Below are 26,793 nucleotides of genomic sequence, written 5' to 3' on the forward strand. Positions count from 1 at the left end.
TAACGCGAGGGATAGAGTCCGGATCGGGTGCCGAAATGCCTCAACCTCGGGAGACAAAACTCATGACTAAGACACCGGTCACCGTCACCGTGACGGGCGCAGCCGGCCAGATCGGCTACGCGCTGCTGTTCCGCATCGCCTCCGGTCACCTGCTCGGCGCGGACGTACCGGTCCGCCTGCGCCTGCTGGAGATCCCGGCCGCCACCAAGGCCGCTCAGGGCACCGCGATGGAGCTCGACGACTGCGCGTTCCCGCTGCTCGCCGGCGTCGACGTGTTCGACGACCCGAAGGCGGCCTTCGACGGCGTCAACGTGGCGCTGCTGGTCGGCGCCCGCCCGCGGACCAAGGGCATGGAGCGTGGCGACCTGCTCGAGGCGAACGGTGGCATCTTCGGCCCGCAGGGCGCCGCGATCAACGCGGGTGCCGCCTCCGACGTGCGCGTCCTGGTCGTCGGCAACCCGGCGAACACCAACGCGCTGATCGCCCAGCAGCACGCGCCGGACGTCCCGGCCGACCGCTTCACCGCGATGACCCGCCTCGACCACAACCGCGCGCTCGCCCAGCTCGCGGCCAAGCTGCAGGTCCCGGTCGCCGAGCTGCGCAAGGTCACCATCTGGGGCAACCACTCCGCCACCCAGTACCCGGACGTCTTCCACGCCGAGGCCGCCGGCCGGCCGGTCAAGGACCTGGTCGACCAGGGCTGGCTCGCCGACGAGTTCATCCCGCGGGTCGCCAAGCGCGGCGCCGAGATCATCGAGGTCCGGGGCGCGTCCTCGGCCGCCTCGGCCGCCTCGGCCGCGATCGACCACGTGCACACCTGGGTGAACGGCACCGCCGAGGGCGACTGGACCTCCGCCGCCATCGTCTCCGACGGCTCCTACGGCGTGCCGGCCGGCCTGATCTCGTCGTTCCCGGTCGTCTCCAAGGGCGGCAAGTGGGAGATCGTCCAGGGTCTGGAGATCAGCGAGTTCTCCCGCGCCCGGATCGACGCCTCGGTCGCCGAGCTGCAGGAGGAGCGGACCGCGGTCCAGGGTCTCGGCCTGATCAAGTGAGGTAGTTCCGGCGGGCGGCCCTGCTCAGGAAGGGCCGCCCGTTATGTACAGCTTCCGCAGCGGCTCGGTCACGGTCCAGACGGTCTTCGTGCCCTCGGCCAGGCGTACCACGTCGCCCCGCTGGACGGTGACGCTGCTCGCGCCGGTCTCGATCGTCGCGCGCCCGGACAGGACGAGGAACGCCTCCTCCGCCTCCACGTCGCGGACCGCGCCGGTGCTCATCTCCCAGACACCGATCTCGACCCCCAGCCCGTCCAGGGTGGTGACGGTGACCGCCCCGGTGGTCGGCTCCCCGGCGACCACCTCGTCCGGGTGACTCGGCTCGTGATCGACGGTGACATCGGCGAGGCGGTAGACCGCTACTGGCTCCATGAGCTTGCACGATAGTCGTACGCTTCGCGGCAAGATCGGCTGGTGGGGGCGCTTTCCCAGGCTCCGTTCAGACGGCATTGTTAGGTTTCCCAGGAAACCGGCTGAGCACAGGAGAGATCGTGGTCTTCAAGAAGTTGCTGGGTGCCATGGGGGTGGGTGGCCCGAGCGTCGACACCGTGCTGGCCAACCCGAGCACCTATCCGGGAGCCCCACTGACCGGTCAGGTCAACCTGACCGGCGGCACGCAGGAAGCGGACATCGAGCACATCACGCTCGCCCTGGTCACCCGGATGGAGGTGGAGGGCGGCGGCGGTGACTACTCGACCACCGGCGACTTCTACCGGCTCACCGTGGCCGGCCCGACCCGGCTCTACCCGGGGCAGCAGCTGTCCATCCCGTTCCGCATCGACATGCCGTGGGAGACCCCGGTGACCACGGCGTACGGGCAGCAGCTGCGCGGCATGGTGATGGGCGTGCGCACCGAGGTGTCCATCGCCCGGGCCCTGGACAAGGGTGACCTCGACCCGGTCTACGTGCACCCGCTGCCGATCCAGCAGAAGATCCTCGACGCCTTCGGCCAGCTCGGCTTCCGCTTCAAGTCCGCCGACCTGGAGTACGGCCAGATCTACGGCGTCCACCAGACCCTCCCGTTCTACCAGGAGATCGAGTACTGGCCCGCCCCGCAGTACGCGCACGCGGTCAACGAGGTGGAGCTGACCTTCGTGACCAGCCCGCACCAGGTCGAGGTGGTGCTGGAGTTCGACAAGCGCGGTGGCCTGCTGCACAGCGGCCACGACACCTACGGGCGGTACACCGTCTCGCACCACGACGCGGAGACCACCGACTGGCGGTCGGTCGTCGACGGCTGGGTCCGCCAGGCGGTCGACCGGCACCGGTCCCGCCCGGGTTACGGCGCTCCCGGTCACGGCGCCTACGGCGCGCCCGGTTACCCGCCGCCCCCGCCGCCCGGTTACGGGCACGGCTACGGCCACGGTCCCTCGCACCACGGGCACTACCGGCACGGCCACCACGGCGGCGGCCTGGGCGGCGCCGCCCTGGGCGCGGTCGGTGGCCTGGCGGCCGGCTACTTCGTCGGCGAGGCGATCGAGGAGGTCTTCGAGGACTTCGGCGGAGACGACTGACCTGCGGTTTCTCTGAAGAGGGCGGGAGTGCGCGACGCGCTTCCGCCCTTTCTTCACCGTAAATCCCACTCACCCTATGGGAAATGTATGTGCTCTGGGTCACAAAGGTGCTGACGGGGCCTCACCCGCCGTTTACGTTCCTGGTGAGCGCGCCCCTCTTCTTCCGTGGTGCATCCATCGCTTCGTCCTGGAAAGGGTTCCTCCGTGAGCATCGAGATTCAGCGCATCGGCGGCCGGATCGGCGCCGCCGTCACCGGCGTCGACCTCAAGCATCCGATCGCCGCGGACGTGGCCGAGAAGATCCGTGACGCCCTGGTCGAGCACAAGGTGCTGGTCTTCCGCGGCCAGCACCTCGACGACGAGCAGCACCAGCGCTTCGCCTCGATCTTCGGCGAGCTGACCCTGGCGCACCCGACCGTCCCGTCCGTCGACGGCCAGGCCAACGTGCTCGAGGTGGCCGGTGGCGAGGGCGCCCGGGCGAACGCCTGGCACACCGACGTCACCTTCGTGGCCGCCCCGCCGAAGGCCACCACCCTGCGCAGCCTGGTCGTCCCGCCCTACGGCGGCGACACCCTGTTCGCCAACACCGCCGCCGCGTACGACGACCTGCCGGAGCACCTGCGCCTGCTGGCCGACCGGGCCTGGGCCGAACACTCCAACGAGTACGACTACGCCGAGCACCCGCAGTTCCGCTCGGCCGAGGTCGAGGAGTACCACAAGGTCTTCGTCTCCACCCGGTACCGGACCGCGCACCCGGTGGTCCGGGTCAACCCCGACTCCGGCCGGCCCAACCTGTTCATCGGCAACTTCGTCACCGGCATCCTCGGACTCTCCAAGACCGAGTCGCGGGACATCCTGCGCCTGCTCCAGCACTACGTCACCCGCCCGGAGAACACCCTGCGGCACAAGTGGCAGGTCGGCGACCTCGTCGTCTGGGACAACCGCAGCACCCAGCACTACGCCGCCGACGACTACGGCGACCTGCCCCGCAAGCTGCACCGCGTCACCGTCGCCGGCGATGTCCCGGTGAGCGTGGACGGCGTCAAGAGCTACGTCATCGAGGGCGAGTTCAGCGATGTCCGTTGAGCGAACGCTGCACCTGAACGCCTTCGTGATGAGCGTCGGGCACCACGAGGCAGCCTGGCGACTGCCGGAGAGCGACCCGTACGCCGACCTCGACGTCGAGCACTTCAAGAACATCGCCCGGATCGCCGAGCGGGGTAAACTCGACTCGCTCTTCCTGGCCGACGGCCCGGTGCTGTGGAACCAGGTCGCGCGGCGCCCCTCCGGCGTTCTCGAACCGACCGTCCTGCTCACCGCGCTGGCCGGCGCCACCTCGCGGATCGGCCTGATCGCCACCGCCTCGACCACCTACAACGAGCCGTACAACCTGGCCCGCCGGTTCGCCTCGCTGGACATCATCAGCGGCGGCCGGGCCGGCTGGAACATCGTCACCACCGCCGGGCTGGACGCGGCCCGCAACTTCAACCTCGACGAGCTGCCCGCCCACAAGGAGCGTTACGAGCGTGCCGCCGAGTTCGTCGACGTCTCGCTCAAGCTCTGGGACTCGTGGGCCGACGACGTGGTGCTCGCCGACAAGGAGAACGGCGTCTGGGGGGACGACGGCAAGATCTACCCGCCGGCGCACGAGGGGCGGTTCTACAAGGTCGCGGGCGCGCTGAACGTACCGCGGTCCGCGCAGGGGCACCCGGTCCTGGTGCAGGCCGGCTCCTCGGAGAACGGGCGCGACTTCGCGGCGCGCTACGCGGAAGCCGTGTTCACGGCACACCAGACCCTCGCCGACGCGCAGGAGTTCTACGACGACCTGAAACGGCGCGCGGTGGAACACGGCCGCGACCCGGAGCACATCAAGATCCTGCCGGGGATCGTGCCGATCATCGGCGCGTCGGAAGCCGAGGCGCGGGCGAAGGAGGCCGAGCTCAACGGGCTGATCCGCCCCGAGTTCGCGCTGCCCCAGCTGGCCGACCTTCTCGGTATCGACGCCGGGGAACTGCGCCTGGACGCGCCGCTTCCGGCGTCGCTGCCCGACGAGGACGCCATCGAGGGCGCCAAGAGCCGGCGCACGCTGGTGGTCAACCTCGGCCGCCGGGAGAACCTGACGGTCCGGGAGATCATCGCCAGGCTCGGCGGTGGCCGCGGGCACCTCACCTTCGCCGGGACGCCGGCGCAGGTCGCGGACGCGATCGAGCGGTGGTTCACGTCCGGCGCGGCCGACGGCTTCAACATCATGCCGCCGGTGCTGCCGTCCGGCCTGACCGCCTTCGTCGACCAGGTGGTGCCGATCCTCCAGGAGCGTGGTCTCTTCCGCACCGAGTACACCGGACGGACGCTGCGGGAGCACTACGGCCTGCCGCGCCCGGCCAACCGCAACGTCCTGGTCTAGCTCAGGGGGCCGTCGTCTGGTGACCCGGTTGCCGGACGGCGGCCTCGTCCGTGTGCTTGCGCGCCTCCCGCACGCCGTCCATCAGCTCGTCCCACCGGGGATCGTCGCGGAAGCGGGCCATCCGCACCTGTCCCGCCGAGCGTGCCGACGTGTACTCCCACCAGGCCGCCACCCGCACCGGCCAGAGCCCGACCCGGACGGCGCCGGCCAGGAAGCAGCGGTGCGCGGTCAGCGTGGCGGCGAGCATCGTCGGCGCCAGGTCGATCTTCGGGTCGTCGATCGCCTTGCCCAGCGCCCGGACATCCCGGTGCATCTCCGAATAACCGATCAGGCTGGGCATGGCCGGCACCAGCAGCTCGTCCGCCGGGTCGATCACGTCGTCCGCGTAGGCCGGGGTGAACACGACGTCGTCAACGGTGACGATCAGGGGCAGCGACTGGCGCTTGCGCTTCAGGTCGATCTGCACCGCCGGAGCGCCGGTCGGCACGTGCACCCAGTCGGCGTCCAGCACGTCCCGGAACGCGATCCGCACGGTGTCTCCGATCGCGGGGATGTGCACAGTGACCAGACCAGGGCCGGCGGTCACCTCGGTGCCCGGCACCTCCCGCAGCATGTCCGCCAGCTCCTGAGTGCGCATGCTGCTGGTTATACGCCGTGCGCGCACGTCTCGCGGTCCGCCAGTTGAGGATTTAGCCGGACATTGTGGTGTGACGGCCGTCTCAGCCGTGGGATTTGATGTCGCGGTGGCTGGGGAGTAATGTTTTCCGAGCCGCCAGGGAGACGGGCGAGCGAGCGAGACCCGCGAGGGGCTCGGAGCGGCCGTCCTGACGGAAACCCTACCAAGATCGCACGGTCTACGGTCGTGCGAATTCTCGGTGTCGGTTGAATTCGGGTTGCGAAACGCGGATTTGACGAACTGGGAATGGCGGGTAAAGTAGAGCGAGTGCCCCGGAGGGCGGGCCGCGAAAGCGGCGCGGACGATGGTGTGCGGTTGTTCTTTGAGAACTCAACAGGGTGCTTGAAAAGCCAGTGCCAATTATGGCAATACCCCGGCCTGTCTTCGGACAGGTGGGAGATTCCTTTGGCAACATTTTTGTTGCCAGGAGCGCTTTACAACAGATTTTGTTGGAGAGTTTGATCCTGGCTCAGGACGAACGCTGGCGGCGTGCTTAACACATGCAAGTCGAGCGGAAAGGCCCTTCGGGGTACTCGAGCGGCGAACGGGTGAGTAACACGTGAGTAACCTGCCCCAGACTTTGGGATAACCCTCGGAAACGGGGGCTAATACCGAATATGACCTAGCTTCGCATGGAGCGTGGTGGAAAGTTTTTCGGTTTGGGATGGACTCGCGGCCTATCAGCTTGTTGGTGGGGTAATGGCCTACCAAGGCGACGACGGGTAGCCGGCCTGAGAGGGCGACCGGCCACACTGGGACTGAGACACGGCCCAGACTCCTACGGGAGGCAGCAGTGGGGAATATTGCACAATGGGCGGAAGCCTGATGCAGCGACGCCGCGTGAGGGATGACGGCCTTCGGGTTGTAAACCTCTTTCAGCAGGGACGAAGCGCAAGTGACGGTACCTGCAGAAGAAGCGCCGGCCAACTACGTGCCAGCAGCCGCGGTAAGACGTAGGGCGCGAGCGTTGTCCGGATTTATTGGGCGTAAAGAGCTCGTAGGCGGCTTGTCGCGTCGAATGTGAAAACCCGAGGCTCAACTTCGGGCTTGCATTCGATACGGGCAGGCTAGAGTTCGGTAGGGGAGACTGGAATTCCTGGTGTAGCGGTGAAATGCGCAGATATCAGGAGGAACACCGGTGGCGAAGGCGGGTCTCTGGGCCGATACTGACGCTGAGGAGCGAAAGCGTGGGGAGCGAACAGGATTAGATACCCTGGTAGTCCACGCTGTAAACGTTGGGCGCTAGGTGTGGGGGACCTCTCCGGTTCTCTGCGCCGCAGCTAACGCATTAAGCGCCCCGCCTGGGGAGTACGGCCGCAAGGCTAAAACTCAAAGGAATTGACGGGGGCCCGCACAAGCGGCGGAGCATGCGGATTAATTCGATGCAACGCGAAGAACCTTACCTGGGTTTGACATGTACGGAAATCCTGCAGAGATGTAGGGTCCTTCGGGGCCGTTCACAGGTGGTGCATGGCTGTCGTCAGCTCGTGTCGTGAGATGTTGGGTTAAGTCCCGCAACGAGCGCAACCCTCGTCCCATGTTGCCAGCATTTAGTTGGGGACTCATGGGAGACTGCCGGGGTCAACTCGGAGGAAGGTGGGGATGACGTCAAGTCATCATGCCCCTTATGTCCAGGGCTTCACGCATGCTACAATGGCCGGTACAAAGGGCTGCGAAATCGTAAGGTGGAGCGAATCCCAAAAAGCCGGTCTCAGTTCGGATCGGGGTCTGCAACTCGACCCCGTGAAGTCGGAGTCGCTAGTAATCGCAGATCAGCAACGCTGCGGTGAATACGTTCCCGGGCCTTGTACACACCGCCCGTCACGTCACGAAAGTCGGCAACACCCGAAGCCGGTGGCCTAACCCCTTGTGGGAGGGAGCCGTCGAAGGTGGGGCTGGCGATTGGGACGAAGTCGTAACAAGGTAGCCGTACCGGAAGGTGCGGCTGGATCACCTCCTTTCTAAGGAGCATTCTTCCGTCGAAAGATGGACAGAAATCCTGCACCAGCCGAATGTGTTGGTGAGGAGCTCACAGGCGGAGACACTGGCTAGTTTTAACCGGCAACGGTTTTGTGGTTAGTACAGCTCTTCGGAGCGTGGAATCCCACGGAATGCGGCTGGTAAGAGCGATGAGCACCCTGTTGGGTATCTGAAAGAACAACCATGCCGGCTGAGGTCGGTGAGCCCCGCGAGTCGGGGTGGTTGTTTTTCAATGCCAGGCATGACCTGGCAGCCCATACCGGCCGCGGATTGCGGTGCTGGTGAGCTGCTGTTGGGGTTGTGGGTTGGTCGTTGGTTGAGAATTGCACAGTGGACGCGAGCATCTTGTTTTCTGTGGTTAAGTTGTCAAGGGCGAACGGTGGATGCCTTGGCACCAGGAGCCGATGAAGGACGTGGGAGGCCGCGATAGGCCTGGGGGAGCTGTCAACCTAGCTGTGATCCCAGGGTGTCCGAATGGGGAAACCTGGCACGAGTCATGTCGTGTCATCCATGCCTGAATTCATAGGGCATGTGAGGGGAACGCGGGGAAGTGAAACATCTCAGTACCCGTAGGAAGAGAAAACAACCGTGATTCCGTGAGTAGTGGCGAGCGAAAGCGGATCTAGCCTAAACCTTGCGTGTGTGATACCTGTCAGGGGTTGCACGTGGGGGGTCGTGGGACCTGCTTGAGGTTACTGACATGGCCTCGAAGAGTTACAAAGTTTGGTGTTAGTCGAATGGTGTGGGAAAGCCAGCCGTAGACGGTGAGAGCCCGGTAGACGAAAATTCCAAGCCTCTTTGCAGTGTTCCCGAGTAGCAGCGGACTCCTAGAATCTGCTGTGAATTTGCCAGGACCACCTGGTAAGGCTGAATACTTCCTGGTGACCGATAGCGGACAAGTACCGTGAGGGAATGGTGAAAAGTACCCCGGGAGGGGAGTGAAATAGTACCTGAAACCGTTCGCCTACAATCCGTCAGAGCCTTTCGGGGTGATGGCGTGCCTTTTGAAGAATGAGCCTGCGAGTTAGTGGCATGTGGCGAGGTTAACCCGTGTGGGGTAGCCGTAGCGAAAGCGAGTCTGAATAGGGCGTTTTTAGTCGCATGTTCTAGACCCGAAGCGGGGTGATCTAGCCATGGGCAGGTTGAAGCGTGGGTAAGACTGCGTGGAGGACCGAACCCACCAACGTTGAAAAGTTGGGGGATGACCTGTGGTTAGGGGTGAAAGGCCAATCAAACTCCGTGATAGCTGGTTCTCCCCGAAATGCATTTAGGTGCAGCGTCGTGTGTTTCTTGCCGGAGGTAGAGCACTGGATGGTCTAGGGGGCCCACAAGCTTACTGAAATCAGCCAAACTCCGAATGCCGGTAAGTGAGAGCGCGGCAGTGAGACTGCGGGGGATAAGCTTCGTAGTCGAGAGGGAAACAGCCCAGATCGCCAGCTAAGGCCCCTAAGCGTGTGCTAAGTGGAAAAGGATGTGGGATCGCATGGACAACCAGGAGGTTGGCTTAGAAGCAGCCACCCTTTAAAGAGTGCGTAATAGCTCACTGGTCAAGTGGTTCCGCGCCGACAATGTAGCGGGGCTCAAGCACACCGCCGAAGCTGTGGCATTCACGACTAGTTCGTGGATGGGTAGGGGAGCGTCGTGCAGCGGGTGAAGCGGCGGAGTGATCCAGCCGTGGACGCTGTACGAGTGAGAATGCAGGCATGAGTAGCGAATGAAGGGTGAGAACCCCTTCCGCCGGATGACCAAGGGTTCCAGGGCCAGGCTAATCCGCCCTGGGTGAGTCGGGGCCTAAGGCGAGGCCGAGAGGCGTAGTCGATGGATAACGGGTTGATATTCCCGTACCCGCAAAGAAACGCCCAAGACGAACCTCACTGTACTAACTACTTGAAGTGCCGGCGGTCTTCGGACCTAGGGCATGGAGACTAGGACCTTGGTGGGTAGTAGTTTAGTGATGGGGTGACGCAGGAAGGTAGATGATCCCGGCCGGTGGTTGTGCCGGGGTAAGCGTGTAGGCCGTACCGTAGGCAAATCCGCGGTGCATGTAGGCTGAGACGTGATGCCGAGCCGTTCTGGTGAAGTCATTGATCCTATGCTGCCGAGAAAAGCCTCTAGCGATGTTTCGAGCGGCCCGTACCCTAAACCGACACAGGTGGTCAGGTAGAGAATACCGAGGCGACGGGTGAACTGTGGTTAAGGAACTCGGCAAATTGCCCCCGTAACTTAGGGAGAAGGGGGGCCGGACGCGTGAAGCCCCTTGCGGGTGGAGCGTGGTATGGCCGCAGAGAGCAGGGGGAAGCGACTGTTTACTAAAAACACAGGTCCATGCCAAGTCGTAAGACGATGTATATGGACTGACGCCTGCCCGGTGCTGGAACGTTAAGGGGACCTGTTAGCTCTTTGGGGCGAAGCGGAGAACTTAAGCGCCAGTAAACGGCGGTGGTAACTATAACCATCCTAAGGTAGCGAAATTCCTTGTCGGGTAAGTTCCGACCTGCACGAATGGCGTAACGACTTCCCCACTGTCTCAACCACAGGCCCGGCGAAATTGCAGTACGAGTAAAGATGCTCGTTACGCGCGGCAGGACGGAAAGACCCCGGGACCTTTACTATAGCTTGACATTGGTATCTGAATTCGATTGTGTAGGATAGGTGGGAGCCGGTGAAGCTCGGACGCCAGTTCGGGTGGAGGCGTTGTTGAAATACCACTCTGTTGGGTTTGGGTATCTAACTTGCGGCCCTGATCGGGTCGAGGGACAGTGTCTGGTGGGTAGTTTAACTGGGGCGGTTGCCTCCTAAAGGGTAACGGAGGCGCCCAAAGGTTCCCTCAGCCTGGTTGGCAATCAGGTGTTGAGTGTAAGTGCACAAGGGAGCTTGACTGTGAGACTGACGGGTCGAGCAGGGACGAAAGTCGGGACTAGTGATCCGGCACTTGCGTGTGGAAGCGGTGTCGCTCAACGGATAAAAGGTACCCCGGGGATAACAGGCTGATCTTCCCCAAGAGTCCATATCGACGGGATGGTTTGGCACCTCGATGTCGGCTCGTCGCATCCTGGGGCTGTAGCAGGTCCCAAGGGTTGGGCTGTTCGCCCATTAAAGCGGTACGCGAGCTGGGTTTAGAACGTCGTGAGACAGTTCGGTCCCTATCCGCCGTGCGCGTTGGATACTTGAGAAGGGCTGTCCCTAGTACGAGAGGACCGGGACGGACGAACCTCTGGTGTGCCAGTTGTTCCGCCAGGAGCATGGCTGGTTGGCTACGTTCGGAAGGGATAACCGCTGAAAGCATCTAAGCGGGAAGCTCGCTTCGAGATGAGGTATCCCACCACCTTGAGTGGGTAAGGCCCCCAAGAGACTATTGGGTTGATAGGCCGGAGATGTAAGCACGGTAACGTGTTGAGTTGACCGGTACTAATAGGCCGAGGGCTTAACCACCCTAAATTTTCTGCTTGCGTCCACTGTGTGATTCACAGCAAACGAACAACCACCCCGTGAACATGGTTTACGGGTTGCTGGTTGGTTCTGCTGATGGCTGTTTCGGTGGTCATAGCGGAGGGGAAACGCCCGGTTACATTCCGAACCCGGTAGCTAAGCCCTCCAGCGCCGATGGTACTGCACTCGGGAGGGTGTGGGAGAGTAGGACGCCGCCGGACTCAACGTATGGAAACGCCCACCCTTCGGGGTGGGCGTTTCTTTTTTGCTGCCCAAAAACAATTGCGGGCGAATGGGCTCGTGCCTACCCACCGCGACTGCCGCGTTCCCAGGGAGGGGTGCGGGTGGGCGTGGCGGCTGTGTCCGTGACTGCCGCGTTCCCAGGGTGGGCGTGGCGGCTGGGACCGTGGCTGCCGCCGCTTCCAGGGAGGGTGCGTGCGGGCTTGGCGGCTGCGACGCGACTGCCGCGCTCCCATGGAGAGGTGCAGGCGGCCTGGCGCCTGCGCGTGATGCTCCAAGGCCTCGACGCGCTTTGACTCACTGGGCTGGTGGTCGCAGGGCGAGAGCAGCCTTGAGGCGGATGATGTCGGCGGCATCCTTTGGGCGGCGCTTCAGGGATGGGTTCCAGATGGGGAGCATGCGCTTCAGTTCGATCTGGGATTCGGGACTGATGATGTGGCAGGTGATGCCGGCCAGGGTGGCGGTGGAACCGTTGAGCATCGTTGTGGGCCAGGGTGAGCCGGCGAACGGGCCGGCTGGGACCACCGGGTGACCGGCTTCGTCGCGGGCCAGCAGGGTGAGGCTCTGCTCGACGTTCTCCTTCACCAGATCTATCTGGCGGTCGTGGGGTGGTTCGGGGAGTGGCGTCCAGCCGCGGGCGGTCAGTGCGCTGGATAGCCGGCCGGCATCTTCCTGCCACACGAACCAGTCGACATCCACATGCGGGCGGGTCACCTCACCGAGGAAGAAGTCCATCGCCCATCCGCCGCGCAACCAGACCGGGATCCCAAGCTCTCGCGCAACCCTGGCGACCTCCTCGATCGCTGCCAGCTGCGCCCTAGCCAGCGACGACTGTGTCCCCGAAACGCGAAGCCCCTCGGAGGCCGGCGGTGTCTCGGCTACCGGTCGCGCCTCGGAGGCCGGCGGTGTCTTGGCCACCGGTCGCGCCTCGGAGGCCGGTGGTGTCTCGGCCGTCGGTCGTGCCTCGGAGGCCGGCTGAGGCTCAGATCCTCGCTGGGTCGCTGCGATCGGCTGCGGGCCCGGGGTGGGCCGTGCCGCTGGACTCGAGTGAGTCTTTGCCGTTGATCGCGACGCGGCGGGTTGATGGCTCACGGACGGACGCTAGCGCGGCGGGGCTGGCGCGCCTACCGAATTCCGGTCGTCCCGCCGTATTCCAGGTTGTCCAGTCGGACTTGGGCTGGTCAGCGGGCCCGTGCTCGCTTGGCGGCCGGGTGTGTGCCTGGTCCTGGGGACGGGTTGCGGCCGGAGGTGGCGAGGAATGAGTGGGTTGTCTGTCGGGTCATGGACAACGCGAGGGTGACTCTCCGACTAACTTCAGTCACGGTGCGGGGTTGGAACGGCGGTGGCAAGGGGCATAAAGCACGGCATAGCACGCATCCCCCGTTGAGGAGAGGTTGAGCGATGACCACGAATGCACCGGAGCAGCTTCTTGGTACCAGCACTACGGCCGAGACTTCGCCGTCGCGGCTTCGTAAGGCGGTGACCACTGTTCGCGACTCTCGTCCCGCTCAGACGGTCGCCACTCACCGCAAACCCGTCGCCGCCGGCGTGATCGCGTTGGCCGGGGCAGTGACTGCCGCGCTGCTTGCTCTCCGCAAACGTAGGGCCAAGCCCGCGCGCAGCGCCTGGCGCCCCACCCTCCGCCGCCACTGACCGTACGCCCCGCCCCGGCACCGCCGCCCATCCGAGCGGCGGTGCCGTCATTGCGCCTGTGGTGGCGCTGCTCCCCGGTGGACGATGGTTGCCGGCGGGCGGTGCCTCGCGCGAATGGCTGTGCGCTGGTTCACCTGGTCGGGAATACACCGCGGCGGGCATACCCACGAGCGTGTGGCCGCGGGTCAAGCGCTGTGTCGGCCCTGCGATCCGCCGTCCTGGGTACTCCCTGACGCGAGGGCGGCAGAGTGACCGGAAGCGGCGGATCGCAGGGCAACGGGGTAGCGGTCTTGCTGGCACCTCGCGCGACGGGGCATCACCCCGGGCGGGGAGGCTGACGTCTGGGCCGGGTGCGGGGTGGCGCCATGTGGCCTGGCCGGGGGCGGGGGATCAGGTGCGGTCGCCGGTGATGTAGTCGGCCAGGGTGGAGCGTTCGGTTTCGAGCTCGTCGATGCGGTTCTTGACCACGTCGCCGATGCTGACGACGCCGGCCAGGTGGCCGTTGACGACCACCGGGACGTGGCGGAAGCGATGCTCGGTCATTAGTCGCTCCACGTCTTCCAGGAGGGCGTCCGGGGAGACGGTCCGGACCTGGGTGGTCTGGATGGTGCTCACCGGTTCCCTCAGCAGTGCCGAACCCCGCGTGGCCAGAGCTCGCACCACGTCTCGCTCACTGACGATGCCCTCGACTGTCGTGCCGTCCCGAGACACCACCGCGGCACCGATGCGGTGCTGGGCCAAGGCGTTGACCAGGCCCTCCACTGACATGTCCGGTGCCACGGTCACCACTTCGTTGCCTTTGACGCGAAGGATGTCGCTGATCCGCATTGATCCTCCTGTACCGGTCGGCCCCCGTGCCCCTTGCGATCCCTTCCTGCCTTCATGCCGAAAAGCAACCGGCAAGTCAAGAGCCTTCGGGATACGTCGAACCATCTCGCCGGGGAATGACCCCCGGAGCGGGCGGTCGCGGACGTGCTGCGCGCACCGCGGAGTGTCGGCCGGGGAATGACCCCCGGAGCGGGTGGTCGCGGACGTGCTGCGTGCACCGCGGAGTGTCGGCCGGCGGTTGATCAGGCCGCTGCCGGGCGGCTATCGGTGCGTTACCGGGAGCAGGTGCGGCAGGAGCCGGGGCGGCGGCGGGCGGAGAGGGCAGCTGGGGGCGGTCAGCGGACGACGGTGAGGTGCCCGCCGCCGCGGGAGCCGGGAGTGCGAGGCGACGCCGGCCTGCCGGGAGAGGCGGGGGAGCGGCGCATCGTTCGGGCGGCGAGGGTGAGCAGGAGGATGGCGGCGGCGTCGCGGAAGGTGGTGAGGAGGGTGGCGTACCGGAAAGTGTCCTGAATCAGCACCGCCTGCAACAGCCCTGAGGTGGCGGCGGTCAGTGCCGCCGCGGCGGCGAGCCGGGACAGGCGGTTGTGCAGTGAACGGAATCGGTTGCCGTGGCCCTGCCACCAACCGGGCGCCCAGCGCTCGGTCAGCACCGCGAAGAGGAGCGCCGGCAGCGTGCCGGTGGCGGCCAGGACGAGCGAGAGGAGCGGGCCGGCGCCGTTCAGGGTGGCGGCGACCGCTGCCGTCGTGGCGAGCGCGATGACGTCGAAGCGGCGGCGGCCGGACGGGGTCTGTGCCAGGAGCCAGAGGGCGGCGACCGGCAGGGCGGAGAGGAAGAGGAATCCGCCGGCCCAGAAGGTGAGCAGGTAGGCGGCCGCGAACGCGGCGGTCCGGGTGGCGTGGCGGGCGACCGTCATGAGCCGACCATCGGCGGCCGCCGACCGCGGTTGACAGTTCCGGCCGGCTGTCGTGCGACGCATCCTGGCGGGAGGCCGGTCAGGCGACGCCTACCTCGCGGAAGGCGGCGCGGATGGTTTGCGGGGCGTTGCGGCTCACCTTGCCGTCGCGGGCCAGGAGGCGGGCCTGTTCGGCGCAGAGGTAGGCGCAGTCGGTGAACAACGCGTGCGGCCAGAGGCTCTGCAGCGCGGCGTAGAAGATCTTGGCGGCCGGGTATGAACCGAGATCGATCGCGGACAGATAGAAGGCGCGGTTGATGATGCCGCTGTTGATGTGCGGGTCGCCGTCCGGTACGTACTGCGACATGTGCCCGGCCTGGGGGTCCTTGCCGAGCACCGGGTTGTCGTAGGCCGTCCCGGGGTGGGCCATCGAGCGGATCGCCTCGCCGTACATCGGCGCCGCCATCACCTCCTCGCCGATCAGCCAGTTGTGCTCGCCGGCGTCCACCTTCTGCACGAACTGGTCGACGCACGCCGCGAAGATGTCGGAGAAGGCCTCGTTCATCGCGCCGGGCTGGTCCGTGTAGATCAAACCGGCGGTGTGCTGGGTGATGCCGTGGGTGAGCTCGTGCGCGCAGACGTCGACGTCCCGGGTGAAATCCTGGAAGATCTGTTCGTCGCCGTTCCCGAAGACCATCCGGGTGCCGTCCCAGAAAGCGTTGTCGTACTTGTCGCCGTAGTTGACGTCGCCCAGCAGCGTCATCCCGGCATTGTCGATCGAGTCCCGCCCGAGTACCTCGCGAAAGAATTCCCGGGTGGCGCCCAGGCTGTCGTATGCCGCGTTCACGTTCGCCGGGGCCGCCGGGCCGTCGTCCTCGCCGCGGACCAGTTTGCCGCCGGTCTCGAATCGCTGCTGATCGTCGAAGATCTGCCTGTCGCCCTGGCCGGGCCGCGGTGTCGTCAGGGCGTCCATACTGGTCGTGGCCAGGGTCTGACGCTGTTGCCGGATGGCCGCCGAGGCCACCGCGGTGCGCTGGGCGGCGTCCGCGTCCAGTCCCGCCCGGCGGGCATTCCGTGCGATGTGATCGATGATGTGCGACGGCACGTAGAAGCAGATCGGCCCGGCCATGATGTCCCCCTCATCGTGGGCCGGCTGACGCGGCCCCGCGCCGACATTGGCACCGTCCCGACATGGTCTCTGTCGGCTCCCGAGCAGAGCGGCGTCAGTTCTTGAGCAGAGGTTACTGCCGGCCCCGAGCCGCGGGAATCACACGATCGCGGCAACGCGTCCCGGTCGGCAGCACTGTCGGAAATGGTGACCGGCGGTGCCACGCCGGGCAGGGGCGCGGATCGGGTCGTCGACGTAAGGGGCGGTGAGGGGAAGGGGCGAAGCGTGGTCGCGAGGCGTGCCGGCGGCTGCCGGGTGTCAGCACTCCGCCTTGCCGAGGCGCCAGTAACCCATGAACGCGACAGCGCGGCGGTCGACCCCGCAAGTGCCGACCAGGTGGCGGCGCAGGGTCTTGATGACCGCGGCCTCGCCGGCCAGCCAGGCGTAGAAGCCGTCGGTGGCGGCGGTGCCGTCCGGGACCTCCCAGAGCAGGCCCTCGTCGACATCCACGTCCTCGAGGTTGGCGCGGGTGGCGCCGGTGGCGTCGCCGAGCAGGTGGGCGGCGGCGGTCTGGACGGCCGGGACCAGCTTGGCACCGTGCGGGACGCCGTCGCGGGGGAGCCAGGTGACCCGGACGCCGGAGGGGGCGTCGACCAGCAGCTGGTCGCCGGACTCGGGGACCTCGAGCAGGACCTCGCCGCGCATGTCGGCGGGCAGGCCGGCGAGGATCGAGGCGATCGCCGGGACCGCTGTCTCGTCGCCGACGAGCAGGAGACGGTTGGTGCCGGCCGGCGGGTGGAAGTCGATGCCGCCGTGCGCGCCGGAGAAGTCCGCGTTGGGGCCGAGCAGGCAGGCGATCGAGCCGGGGCCGGCCGAGACCGCCCATCGGGACGCCGGACCACTGACGCCGTGCAGGACCATGTCGACGTCCACCTCGCGCAGATGCGGGCGGACCGCGCGGACCGTGTAGGTGCGGATCGGGTTCTGCCGGTCGGCGGGCAGGACGCGCCAGCGGGAGAACCAGTCGTCGCCCATCGGCAGGTGGTCGATGCCGCTGCCGGCCAGCGGCGGGATCAGCTTGCAGCGCTGGTCGAAGCCGTTGGCGGCGAACCGGTCCAGGTCGTCGCCGGTGAACGTGACGCGCAGGAAGCTCGGGCTCAGCCGGGTGACCCGGACCACCTCCACCGGGAAGAACCGGAACGGGACCGCCTCGGTCGACGGCACAACGGTCTGGGTCACGGAATCCTCCCCGCATTGGTTTAGGTAACCCTAACCTAAGCTACCGGGGGCGCCGCAACCCGACCGCAACGGCGGAATGTCTGGGAAGGGCCGGGCGCCGGACGATCTCAGGGGTCCCAACGCAGAAGGAGCCGGAGATGCCGCAAACCTCGACCACGTCCTTGACGTTCAGTGACGCCGGGGCGCTGGACGACTGGGCGGCCGCGCTGGAGCCGCCGACCGTGCTGATCGCCGACGACGACGAAGACGTGCGTGACCTGGTCGGCACGAAGTTGCGGGCGGCCGGGTACCGGACCCTGATGGCCGCGGACGGGCGGACCGCGATGGCGCTCGCCGTGGGGGAGCGGCCGCAGCTGGTGCTGCTCGACATGCGGATGCCCGGACTGGACGGGCTGGGTTTCTGCTACGAGCTGCACTCGTCGCCGCAGACCGCGGACATCCCGGTGATCTTCATCAGCGGGCGGGCCGAGCCGGCCGACATGGACCTCGGGCGGATGGTCGGCGCCGAGGACTACCTGGCCAAGCCGATCGACCCGGCGGAGCTGCTGCGCCGGGTCGAGCGCCTGCTGGGGCACTGACCCGCCGGGGCCGTCCCCGGCAGCGTTCCCGGTGCCGGCCCGGATCGCCCGCACCGGCCGGCCGGTCGTCTCCTCAGCGGTATTGCCCGAGACGTCCGGCGAGGGCCCGCCGACTGCGCCAGGCGGGCCGGACCACCCGGTAGGCCAGGACGCCGCCGACGCTCAGGAGGTAGAGACCCCACCAGTACGCGTGAGCCACCGCCGGCCCCAGATCGCTCCCGGCCCAGAGCTGGTGTGGCAGGGCCAGCGTGACGCCGAAACACGCGTACAGGTCAAGGGCGTGCCGGCGGACCGTGCGCAGGGCGGTCACCGAGACGGCGGCCAGCACCCCGGCGCCGCCCAGCGCGAAGAGCATCTCCGGACCGGCCGGCCAGCCGCGCTCGGCCAGCGCGAGGGCCACGTGCGCGGCGAGCAGCCCGAGCGACCGGGTCGCCGCCCAGCGCCGCCAGACCGGCACCTGGCCGGCGCCGAACGCCCGGACCACCACCGGGATCCGGGCCAGCAGCAGCGTCTGCACCAGCAGCAGGTCGGCCGACCAGAGACCGGCGAGCCGGCCGGCCGCGTGCACGGCGGTCCAGCCGCCCGCGGCGCTGTGGTGCACGCCGCCGTCGTGCACCCAGAACGCCGTCACCACCAGCAGGCTCAGCCCGACCAGGAAGCCACCGGCCTCGGTGAACCGGCGCGGCACCGGGGCGCGGGGGGACGTCATGGGCCGGATGATGGCCGATCGGGTTGAGTTCGCGGTTAGTCCCGGCTGTGAGTTGGCTGAGGCCGTGGCCGGGAGTGCTCATCGCGTACCGGAAAGCGGTGGTGGCGGCCGGAACCCGCGGCGGCGGTGACGTGCGGGCGGACCGCTCGCCGGTAGGCTGCGAAGATGGCCGACGAGGACGTGGTCCGGGAGTTGCTCGCCGCTGTTCCCGCCGGTTGCACCTGGCTGGTACCGATCAGTGGCGACGACGGCCGGACCGTCGATTTCCGGGTGGCCGCCACCAGCGATCAGGCCCGCGACCTCCACGATCGCGGCACGCGGCGGGTCGACAGCCGGCTCAGCGAGCTCTATCCGTCCATGGTGGACGGCCCGCTGTGGCGGCTCTACCTGGAGGTACTGGCCAGCGGCGAGCCGGCCAGCATGGACGAGTTCCGGTACGAGGAGTCCCGCCCCGGCGTGGTCGCCGAGTCCCGCTTCGAGATCAGCGTGCACCGGGTGCTGGGTGGCCTGCTGGTCTGGTGGACCCGGGTCGACGAGCACCGCCGCCGGCTGGAGAGCACCGAGCTGCTGGGCAGCCTCGGCTGGACCGAGTACGAGCTGGCCACCGGCCGCGCCGAGTGGTCCCCGGGGATGTACCGGATCTTCGAGCGCGACCCGGCCGACGGCCCGCTGCCGCGCACCGCGCAGGCCGCCGCGATGCTGCCCGAGGACCGGGGGATCGCCGAGGCCTCCTGGCAGACCATGGACCTGGGTGCCACCTCCGACGTGACCGTCCGGTTCCGGATCGGCGACGGGGTCAAGCACCTGCGGATCCTCTCCGACCTGGCCCGGGACGCCGACGGCCGGCCGGTGAAGATCTACGCGGTGGTGCAGGACGTGACCGCCCGGGTGGCCACCCGCACCGAGATCGAACGACTCAGCGACCAGATCCGGGATCGGGAACTGAGCGCGCTGGCCGAGCATCGGGTGGCCCGCCAGCTGCAGCAGATGATCCAGCCGGTGCCGGACGGGTCGTTCCAGCTGGACGGCCTGGAGGCGATGGTCAGCTACCTGCCGGCGGAGAGCGCGGTCCAGGTCGGCGGCGACTGGTACCACGCGCAGACCCTGCCGGACGGCCGGGTCGCGCTGGCCGTCGGCGACGTGGCCGGGCACGGCATGGAGGCCGCCAGCGGCATGGCCCACCTGCGGTTCGCCCTGGTCGCCTGGCTCTCGGTGGGCATCCGCGACCCCGGGTTGCTGCTGCGCCACCTGAACCGGCTCTGCGCCCAGCTGGGCATCACCGGCACCGCTGTGGTCGGCGTCTACGACCCGGACACCCGGCTGCTGCCCTGGGCGCGGGCCGGGCACATGGCGCCGCTGCTCGGCCGGGAGGGGCGCAGCGTCGACCTGGACCGGCCGCCCGGGCTGCTGCTCGGCGCCGAGAGCGAGGCCGACTTCCCGGTCGCCAGCACCCGGCTGGAGCCCGACGACCTGGTGCTGTTCTACACCGACGGGCTGGTCGAGCGCCGCGGCGACTCGTCCCGGCGGGTGGCCGAGGTGCGCGACCACCTGAGCGCCGTCTCGGCGGCGCCGGGGGCGGACCCGCTGCCCCGGATCCACCGGCTGCTGCACGCGCCCAGCCCGGACGACGACACCTGCACGCTGGCCGTGCGGGTCAGAGGTTGAGGCAGATCCGCACCAGGGTGCCGCCCGGCACATCGGTGGTGGAAACCGAGTCGCAGACCCGCTCGACGATCGCCAGGCCGCGCCCGCGGATCGCCTCGGCCGACGGCATGGTCCGGCCGAACGGGCGGGGACCGCCGCCGTCGACCACGTCGCAGATCAGCGTCCCGTTCTCCGCCCAGACCCGGATGTGCCCGCCGCCGCCGGTGTGCTGCAAGGTGTTGGTGGTCAGCTCGCTGACCGCCAGGGTGAGCAGGTCGACGCGAGCCGCGGCCAGGCCCAGCGCGCGGGCCCGCTCGGCGACGAAGACCCGGACGACGCGCAGGTCGTCCGGCTCGGTGTAGGACATGCCGTCGGTGTCTGTGGGCTCCTCAGGCATGACGGCCCTTCTCGGTGCTCTGCTCGGCGGGCGCTCGCAGCAGCGCGTCCAGCCCGGTGAGCTCCAGCACCGCGGCGACAGCGCCGGCGGCGCCCGTGACGTAGAGCCGGCCGCCTCGCCCCTGGGCCGCGTGATAGGCGGTGACCAGGGAGTGCACGCCGGTGGAGTCGAGAAAGCCGACCTGGGCGACGTCGGCGAAGACCACGTCGCAACGACTGACCGCGTCCAGGAGCACCGCGGTGAGCCGCTCGCGGGCGGTGAGATCGCAGTCGCCGGCCAGGAACACGGTGATGCGGTCTGGCTGCGTGGCCGTTCTCGCCTCGAAGCTTGCCATCGACCGCCGTACCTTTCCCTGCCGGGGAACAGCCTGCCCGGCCCATCATGACACCCGGCGGCTCGCGGCGCGTCCACCGGATCGGAGAAACAACGACGCGCGGGCGCCGCTTGGCCGGCGCCCGCGCGTGAGATCGTTTCCGGTCAGCCCTGGGCCAGAGCCTCGCAGCAGGTGTCGATCAGCAGGCGGGTGACCACGTACGGGTCGACGTTCGCGTTCGGGCGGCGGTCCTCGATGTAACCCTTGCCGTCCTTCTCCACCTGCCACGGGATGCGCACCGACGCGCCCCGGTCGGAGACGCCGTAGCTGTACTCGGTCCACGGGGCGGTCTCGTGCAGGCCGGTCAGGCGCTGCTCGATGCCGGCGCCGTAGCCGTCCACGTGCTCCTGGCGCTTCTTGCCGAGCGCCTCGGCCGCCGCGATGATCGCGTCGTAGTTGTCGCGCATCGCGTTGGTGGAGAAGTTGGTGTGCGCGCCGGCGCCGTTCCAGTCGCCCTTGACCGGCTTCGGGTCCAGGGTGGCGGAGATGCCGTAGTCCTCGGCGATGCGGTAGAGCAGCCAGCGGGCCACCCACAGCTCGTCGGCCACCTGCGGCGCGCCGACCGGGCCGATCTGGAACTCCCACTGACCCGGCATCACCTCGGCGTTGATGCCGGACAGGTGCAGGCCGGCGTCGAGGCAGGCGTCCATGTGCTTCTCGACGATCTCGCGGCCGAAGACCTCGTCCGCGCCGACGCCGCAGTAGTAGCCACCCTGCGGGGCCGGGTAGCCGCCACCGGCCGGGAAGCCGAGCGGGCGGCCGTCCTGGAAGAAGGTGTACTCCTGCTCGATGCCGAAGATCGACTCCTGGTCGGCGTACTTCTCGGCGGAGGTGCGGCAGGCGGCGCGGGTGTTGGTCGGGTGCGGGGTGCCGTCGATCAGCTCGACCTCGCACAGCACGATGATGTTGTCGCCGCCGCGGATCGGGTCCGGACAGGTGAAGACCGGCCGCAGCACGCAGTCCGACTTGTCGCCGGGCGCCTGGTTGGTGCTGGAGCCGTCGAAGCCCCACAGGGGCGGCTGCTCGCCGTTGGCCAGGATCTTGGTCTTCGAACGGAGCTTCGCGGTGGGCTGGGTTCCGTCGATCCACAGGTACTCGGCCTTGACAGCCATGAAATCTCCTCAAGTCAAAACGGCGCCATGCTGGCAGTGCCGGACAACCCTGGCGCGGCGCGAGGACCCTAACGGCCGAAGATCAAATCTATGTTTCCGATCCCGATCAGCGGACGAGTGATCCCGGTTACGTTCCGGTGACCAGCCTTCGCTCCCGGTCCGCTTCCGGTCGCCGTCGCGGATTTCCGGTACGCCATGAGCCGCGTCCCGCGATCCGTCCCGGCGGCACGGGCCCAACGTCCCTGTCCACAGAGAATCCCGAGGTCCATAATGTGACCGGGCCCACAGTCTTGCCGGGGGCGGGCCGACCAACCATGGTGGGAAGCAGCGCAGAGGAGGCGGCCGCGGTGCACACCCAGAGGATCGTCGTCGGCTACGACGGCTCGGCGGAGGCGCGCAAGGCGGCCCGCTGGGCGTTCGACGAGGCCGAGCGCGGCGACGTGCCGGTCGAGCTGGTCTACGCGTACGAGTGGCCCACCTATGTCCCGGCCGCCGCGATGATGCCGGCCGCCGCCGTCTACCCGGACGTCGACACCGATCTCGCGGTCGCCGACATGCTCGGCCGGGCGGTCGACGCCGCGATGAGCAGCCACCCCGGCGTACGCGTCACGGCCCGGGTCGAGCACTCCACCGCCGCCGTCGCGTTGATCCAGCGGGCCGGCGACGCGTCGCTGGTGGTGCTGGGCGGGCGCCGCCCGGGCGGGATGCGCGCCTGGCTCGGCTCGACCAGCGGCTCGGTCAGCGCGCACGCCCGCTGCCCGGTGGTGGTGGTCCGCGGCGAGCCGCGGGCCACCGACCCGGTGGTGGCCGGGGTGGACGAGTCGGAGGCGGCCGGGTTGGTGCTGGGCTTCGCGTTCGAGCAGGCGGCGGTGCGCGGGGTCGCGGTGCGGGCGGTGCACGGCTGGTCGCCGCCGGACGGGCGGGACCTGCTCTGCGAGACGAACCTGCGGGCGATCGGCGAGGAGCGCGGCAAGCTCGAGGCGATGGTCGGCTGCTGGCGGCGGCGATACCCGGGGATCCCGGTCAGCGCCGAGGTGCTGGTCGGGTCGCCGGGGGAGGTGCTGGCCCAGGCGGCGGCGGGTGCGCAGCTGGTGGTGGCCGGCGCCCGGACCCGTGGCACGCTGCGTGCCGTGCTGCGCCCGTCGGTGGGCCGGCACCTGTTGCACCGGGCCCGGTGCAGCGTCGCGCTGGTGACCCGGACCCGGGCGGCCATCCGGTTCTGAGGAGCGGCCTCGGTCTTTCCGGGTGGCGCTTCGTGCCGCGGCTCGGTCTCTCCGGGCGGCGCTTCGTGCCGCGGTCTCAGCCTTCCCGGGCGGCCAGGTACTCGGTGGCGTTGCGTTTCCACTGCTCGGCCTCCTCGGCGAAATCCGGCACGTCGGCCGGGTCGAAATCGCCGTCGAAGAACTCCTTGATCGCGGCGTTCGCGCCGGCCGCGATCGGGCCGGAGCGCTCCAGCATCCGCCGCTCGTAGCGGAGCACCGCCTCGTCCGGGGACGGACCGGCGGCGATCTCGCGGGCCAGCTCGGCGCCGTCGAGCAGCGCCAGGTTCACCCCCTCGCCGCCGAACGGTGACATCAGGTGCGCGGCGTCGCCGAGCAGCGTCGCCCCCGGCCGGTGCGGCCAGGTCAGCGGCGCGGGCAGCGCGAAGATCGGCCGGTGCAGCAGGTCGCCCTCGCTGTCCGTGATCACCCGGCGCAGCTCCGGGGCGAAGTGGGCGTACCGTTCCAGCAGCTCGGAGCGGGACCCCCGCCAGTCCGCGTCGACCTTCAGGCCGAGGTAGCCGCGCACGTGGCCGCCGCTGTTGCGCTGCAGGATGATGTTCTGCCCGTCGCCGTTGGCCCACATGTGCCCGGCACCGACCAGCGCGGCGATCGCCGGGTGCCGCTCGTCCACGTCGGTGAACCGCACCTCGACGAAGCTGATCCCGGTGTACTCCGGGGTGGCCGGCGTCAGCAGTGGCCGGACCCTGGACCAGGCGCCGTCCGCGCCGATCACCAGGCCGGCGGTGACCGACCCGCCGCCGGCGAACCGGATCTCGCCGCCGTCGCGTACCTCGGTGACCTTGTGACCCCAGCGGACGGTGCCCGGTCGCAGCGAGGCGGCCAGCATCTCGCGCAGCTGGCGGCGGTCGATCTCCGGGGCGGCGGTCTCGTCGTCGTCGGCCAGGTGCTCCATGACCAGGGCGCCGGACGGGTCGAGCATCCGCTTGGACTGTGACTCGGGCCGGGCCAGCGCGGCGAACTCGGCGGTCAGCCGCGCGTCGGCGAGGGCGATCTGTCCGGTGTCGGCGTGGATGTCCAGGGTGCCGCCCTGGTCGCGGGCGGTGACCGAGGCGTCGGCGTCGTAGACGGTGACGTCGATGCCGTGCAGCTGCAGGACGCGGGCGCAGGCAAGACCGCCGGGGCCGGCGCCGATGATGGCGATTGTCATGACGAGTCCTTTGTGTCGAGTTTGCCGAACGACCGTTCGTTAGGCAGTTCCGACGGTAGGCTGCCGAACGAACGTTCGTCAAGTAGGGTGGGGACCATGAGCACGACACGACGGGCCGGCAGCGAGACCCGGACGGAGATCCTCCGGGTGGCCCTGGAGCTGTTCACCGAGCGTGGCTTCGAGGGCACCTCGATCCGGGACCTCGCCGAGGCGCTGGGCATGACCAAGTCGTCGCTCTACTACCACTTCGCCGGCAAGGAGGCGATCATCCAGGCGCTGCTGGCGAGCCGGCGGGCCGAGGTCGAGGACCTGCTGGAGTGGCTCGGCACCCAGGAGCCCGGGCCGGACCTGCTGCGCCGCGCGGCCCTGCGCTGGATCGACTCGACCGGCCCGGAGCGCATCCTCGGCATGCGGTTCGCGCACGCCAACGGGCCGACGATGAGCCGCCTCGCCGCGCAGGGCGGCAACATCCGCGGCTGGTTCGACGAGGTGGTCGGGCGGATCCTCGGGCCGGACGCGCCGATGCCGTCCCGGCTGCGCGCCAGGATGGCCTTCGACACGGTCAGCGCCGCGCTGTTCGCCGCGCAGGGCCAGCCCGCCAGCGAGGCGGACATCCTGGCCGCGGCCCGCGCCGCGACCATCGCCCTGACCGCGTAGGCGGCCGGCCGCGGCGCCCCGAAGGTGGGATGGGGAGGGCCCTGTCCCAGGTCGGCGCGGATGTCCGGAACCGGACATCCTGGCCTCTTGAATATCTATGGACGACCAATATGGTCGATCGATGGACCGACCCGAGACGCCGCTGAGCATGCCGGCCTACACGCCGGCCGAGCTGTACAGCGACACCACTAGGGGACTGGCGAGCGCGGCCTACGTCGACATCGAGTACGCGAACGCCGTGATCGGCGAGGTTGTCGAGTCCGAGCGCAAGGCGGTGCCGCCGTCGTTCGGATTCGACCTCGACCCGGTGGTCCGGCACTGTCTTCGCGGCCGCCGGTTGCTGATCATCAGGTACGCCCTGGTCACCGCGATTCTCCTGGTCGGCATGTGTCTCGGCAGCTGGTGGACGTTCTGGTGGCTGGCGCTGTGCGCGGTGATCATGACGGTCCGGGCCGGGCGCGGGAGCCGGCTGCGTACCCTGCGGTTCGCCTTTTTCACGCTGGCCGGCCTCGGCTTCACCGGCCTGGTCCTGCTGACCATCCTTGTGCTCATTCTCGGTCAGCTGATGAGCGCCATGCCGGACTGGCTGGGTGATCGCCTGCTGGCGATCGCCGCGTCGCCGACCACGTTGGACATGATCGAGCAGCTGATCTCCGGCGTCGCCGGCGTCTCGCTGCTGGTGCCGATCGCGCTGATCGCCGCGATGGCCGGGACGCTCTTCGTCTCTCGCTGGTTCGCCTACAACATCATGTTCACCGAGCTGGCACCGCAGAACCGGGCGGTCGCTCCGCGTTCCGGCAACGACCGGGTGGAGCGGCGGATCGCCACCGTCGCGCGGATGCAGCGCGGCAACATCGCGGTGCACGACACCAACCCGTTCGCCGGCGCCGGCGACGTCGAGCACGGCTGGTCGTTCGCGATCACCCTGAAGAAGCGGGAGGACGAGAACGAGCGGGTGTCCTTGGACCAGCACGAGCTCAACCGCCGGGTGAACGCGGCGATCCTCGGGATGCGCGACACCAGGCTGCGCGACGGCGAGCGGATCCCGAACATCTACACGGTGGCGTACGTCGCGGCCGACGGCTCACGGCGCGGCGACGACCCGCTGATCGATCGGCAGACCCGCGTGCCGCTCACCCTGGCCTCGGCCGGGACGATCGCCGCGATCGAAGCCTGCCCGCAGGGCGGTCTGCGGCACTACCTGCGCGTCGTCGTTCCGGCCAACGGCAAGCGGATCACCGGCCCGGACGGCAGCCCGATCCTTCCCGCGCAGGACTCCGGCATCTCGGTGACCGCGTTCGTGCACCTCGCGGTCGAGGGTGGTCTGCTCTACGCCGAGTTCGTGGCGCACGTGCTGCTTCCGCTGCGCGACGAGTACCGGATCGCCGACAACCTGCGCGCCGACCGGATACTGTCCCGTTCCTGGTCGGACATGATGCGCTACTACGTCGAGGACAACCTGCGCGGCCCGTGGTATCTGCTCAGCGTCGGCTGGGACGCGTTGATGCTGTCGGCGCGGATGGCCCGGTCGAGCCGCAACGCCGACGAGTACCGCTTCTACGACTACGGCGCGCGGTTCAGCGTGCGGGACATCGCGGCGCAGACGAAGGTGCGCTTCCGCGAGGGCGACCGGTCCGTGCTGCGGATCCGCAAGTCGATGCAGCAGCTGGACGCCACGAAGTACATCAAGCTCGTCGACCGGACGGTCACCGAGGCGGTCATCAGTTACCTGCGGGAGCAGGGCGTCGACACCAGCGAGTTCGAGGCGAACGTGCAGAACTTCACCTTCGGCAGCCTGGTCCTCAACGGCGGTCAGGCCATCATCGGGACCGGCAACGTCGTGAACCAGACCAACCACACCAAAGGTGGCGCCTGAT

The 26,793-nt window shown here is 68.3% G+C and carries 21 protein-coding genes and 3 rRNA genes; 12 read left to right on the forward strand and 12 right to left on the reverse strand.

The features are described 5' to 3' along the window. Positions 1-62: 62 nt before the first annotated feature. Positions 63-1,052, forward strand: a complete 990-nt coding sequence (locus Actob_RS11920) for a malate dehydrogenase (RefSeq protein WP_284920169.1) — start codon at positions 63-65, stop codon at positions 1,050-1,052. Between the two features lie 24 nt (positions 1,053-1,076). Here Actob_RS11920 and Actob_RS11925 read toward each other — a convergent pair whose 3' ends face one another. Next, the gene (locus tag Actob_RS11925) at positions 1,077-1,424 is read right to left on the reverse strand and encodes a cupin domain-containing protein (RefSeq protein WP_284920170.1); all 348 of its coding nucleotides are present in this window, start codon (positions 1,422-1,424) and stop codon (positions 1,077-1,079) included. A gap of 119 nt (positions 1,425-1,543) precedes the next feature. Here Actob_RS11925 and Actob_RS11930 point away from each other — a divergent pair, with 119 nt between their 5' ends. From Actob_RS11930 to Actob_RS11940, 3 genes are all read left to right on the forward strand, one after another. Continuing rightward, positions 1,544-2,566 carry a sporulation protein gene (locus Actob_RS11930; protein WP_284920171.1) on the forward strand — a complete coding sequence of 341 codons (1,023 nt, stop codon included), beginning with the start codon at positions 1,544-1,546 and terminating at the stop codon, positions 2,564-2,566. Positions 2,567-2,770: 204 nt separating this feature from the next. Next, on the forward strand, positions 2,771-3,652 hold the full coding sequence (locus Actob_RS11935) for a TauD/TfdA dioxygenase family protein (protein WP_284920173.1): 882 nt from the start codon (positions 2,771-2,773) through the stop codon (positions 3,650-3,652). Beyond that, positions 3,642-4,970, forward strand: coding sequence for an LLM class flavin-dependent oxidoreductase (locus Actob_RS11940; RefSeq protein ID WP_284920174.1), 1,329 nt, complete (start codon positions 3,642-3,644; stop codon positions 4,968-4,970). The genes Actob_RS11935 and Actob_RS11940 overlap by 11 nt, the downstream gene beginning before the upstream one ends. 1 nt (position 4,971) lies before the next feature. On the opposite strand, the gene Actob_RS11945 is transcribed toward Actob_RS11940, so the two are convergent. Then, complete coding sequence (locus Actob_RS11945) at positions 4,972-5,607, reverse strand: hypothetical protein (RefSeq protein ID WP_284920176.1); 636 nt, start codon at positions 5,605-5,607, stop codon at positions 4,972-4,974. Positions 5,608-6,092: 485 nt separating this feature from the next. Between Actob_RS11945 and Actob_RS11950 the strand changes: the two genes are divergently transcribed. The 3 genes from Actob_RS11950 to rrf all read left to right on the forward strand — a co-directional run bounded on the left by Actob_RS11950 (position 6,093) and on the right by rrf (position 11,276). Then, positions 6,093-7,607, forward strand: a 16S ribosomal RNA gene (locus Actob_RS11950). A gap of 375 nt (positions 7,608-7,982) precedes the next feature. Next, positions 7,983-11,058 (forward strand): 23S ribosomal RNA (locus tag Actob_RS11955). A gap of 101 nt (positions 11,059-11,159) precedes the next feature. Next, positions 11,160-11,276: ribosomal RNA gene (gene rrf, locus Actob_RS11960) — 5S ribosomal RNA — on the forward strand. Together the 16S, 23S and 5S rRNA genes form the textbook arrangement of a ribosomal RNA operon. A gap of 316 nt (positions 11,277-11,592) precedes the next feature. Here the strand turns inward: rrf and Actob_RS11965 are convergent. The 5 genes from Actob_RS11965 to Actob_RS11985 form a co-directional block, all read right to left on the reverse strand. Beyond that, positions 11,593-12,120: a nucleotidyltransferase domain-containing protein gene (locus tag Actob_RS11965; protein ID WP_284922297.1), complete on the reverse strand. Its 528-nt coding sequence runs from the start codon at positions 12,118-12,120 to the stop codon at positions 11,593-11,595. 1,218 nt (positions 12,121-13,338) lie between these two features. Further along, positions 13,339-13,776 (reverse strand): CBS domain-containing protein, encoded by a 438-nt coding sequence (locus Actob_RS11970; protein WP_284920177.1) that lies wholly within the window; start codon positions 13,774-13,776, stop codon positions 13,339-13,341. A 335-nt stretch (positions 13,777-14,111) separates the two neighbouring features. Further along, complete coding sequence (locus Actob_RS11975; RefSeq protein ID WP_284920179.1) at positions 14,112-14,690, reverse strand: hypothetical protein; 579 nt, start codon at positions 14,688-14,690, stop codon at positions 14,112-14,114. A 79-nt stretch (positions 14,691-14,769) separates the two neighbouring features. Further along, positions 14,770-15,798: a M4 family metallopeptidase gene (locus tag Actob_RS11980; RefSeq protein ID WP_284920180.1), complete on the reverse strand. Its 1,029-nt coding sequence runs from the start codon at positions 15,796-15,798 to the stop codon at positions 14,770-14,772. 297 nt (positions 15,799-16,095) lie between these two features. Next, entirely contained in the window at positions 16,096-17,016 is a 921-nt protein-coding gene (locus Actob_RS11985) for a siderophore-interacting protein (protein ID WP_284920182.1), read from the reverse strand. A 137-nt stretch (positions 17,017-17,153) separates the two neighbouring features. Here Actob_RS11985 and Actob_RS11990 point away from each other — a divergent pair, with 137 nt between their 5' ends. Further along, positions 17,154-17,594, forward strand: coding sequence for a response regulator (locus Actob_RS11990; RefSeq protein WP_284920183.1), 441 nt, complete (start codon positions 17,154-17,156; stop codon positions 17,592-17,594). A 73-nt stretch (positions 17,595-17,667) separates the two neighbouring features. On the opposite strand, the gene Actob_RS11995 is transcribed toward Actob_RS11990, so the two are convergent. Continuing rightward, positions 17,668-18,303, reverse strand: coding sequence for a hypothetical protein (locus Actob_RS11995; RefSeq protein WP_284920184.1), 636 nt, complete (start codon positions 18,301-18,303; stop codon positions 17,668-17,670). Positions 18,304-18,468: 165 nt separating this feature from the next. On the opposite strand from Actob_RS11995, the gene Actob_RS12000 reads away from it, so the two are divergent. Next, on the forward strand, positions 18,469-19,968 hold the full coding sequence (locus Actob_RS12000; protein ID WP_284920185.1) for a PP2C family protein-serine/threonine phosphatase: 1,500 nt from the start codon (positions 18,469-18,471) through the stop codon (positions 19,966-19,968). Here the strand turns inward: Actob_RS12000 and Actob_RS12005 are convergent. The 3 genes from Actob_RS12005 to glnII form a co-directional block, all read right to left on the reverse strand. Further along, on the reverse strand, positions 19,958-20,344 hold the full coding sequence (locus tag Actob_RS12005) for an ATP-binding protein (RefSeq protein WP_284920187.1): 387 nt from the start codon (positions 20,342-20,344) through the stop codon (positions 19,958-19,960). The two genes, Actob_RS12000 and Actob_RS12005, sit on opposite strands and share 11 nt — an antisense overlap. After that, on the reverse strand, positions 20,337-20,678 hold the full coding sequence (locus Actob_RS12010) for an STAS domain-containing protein (protein WP_284920189.1): 342 nt from the start codon (positions 20,676-20,678) through the stop codon (positions 20,337-20,339). The genes Actob_RS12005 and Actob_RS12010 overlap by 8 nt, the downstream gene beginning before the upstream one ends. Positions 20,679-20,821: 143 nt before the next feature. Beyond that, positions 20,822-21,829, reverse strand: coding sequence for a glutamine synthetase (gene glnII, locus Actob_RS12015; protein WP_284920190.1), 1,008 nt, complete (start codon positions 21,827-21,829; stop codon positions 20,822-20,824). A gap of 347 nt (positions 21,830-22,176) precedes the next feature. Between glnII and Actob_RS12020 the strand changes: the two genes are divergently transcribed. Further along, entirely contained in the window at positions 22,177-23,052 is an 876-nt protein-coding gene (locus Actob_RS12020) for a universal stress protein (protein ID WP_284920191.1), read from the forward strand. A 76-nt stretch (positions 23,053-23,128) separates the two neighbouring features. Here the strand turns inward: Actob_RS12020 and Actob_RS12025 are convergent, their stop codons facing one another. Further along, entirely contained in the window at positions 23,129-24,259 is a 1,131-nt protein-coding gene (locus Actob_RS12025) for an FAD-dependent oxidoreductase (protein WP_284920192.1), read from the reverse strand. Between the two features lie 96 nt (positions 24,260-24,355). Between Actob_RS12025 and Actob_RS12030 the strand changes: the two genes are divergently transcribed. Next, on the forward strand, positions 24,356-24,916 hold the full coding sequence (locus Actob_RS12030) for a TetR/AcrR family transcriptional regulator (RefSeq protein WP_284920193.1): 561 nt from the start codon (positions 24,356-24,358) through the stop codon (positions 24,914-24,916). Between the two features lie 121 nt (positions 24,917-25,037). Next, positions 25,038-26,792, forward strand: a complete 1,755-nt coding sequence (locus Actob_RS12035) for a hypothetical protein (RefSeq protein WP_284920194.1) — start codon at positions 25,038-25,040, stop codon at positions 26,790-26,792. Position 26,793 lies beyond the last annotated feature (1 nt).

The organism is Actinoplanes oblitus, from assembly GCF_030252345.1.
Taxonomy (GTDB): Bacteria; Actinomycetota; Actinomycetes; order Mycobacteriales; family Micromonosporaceae; genus Actinoplanes; species Actinoplanes oblitus.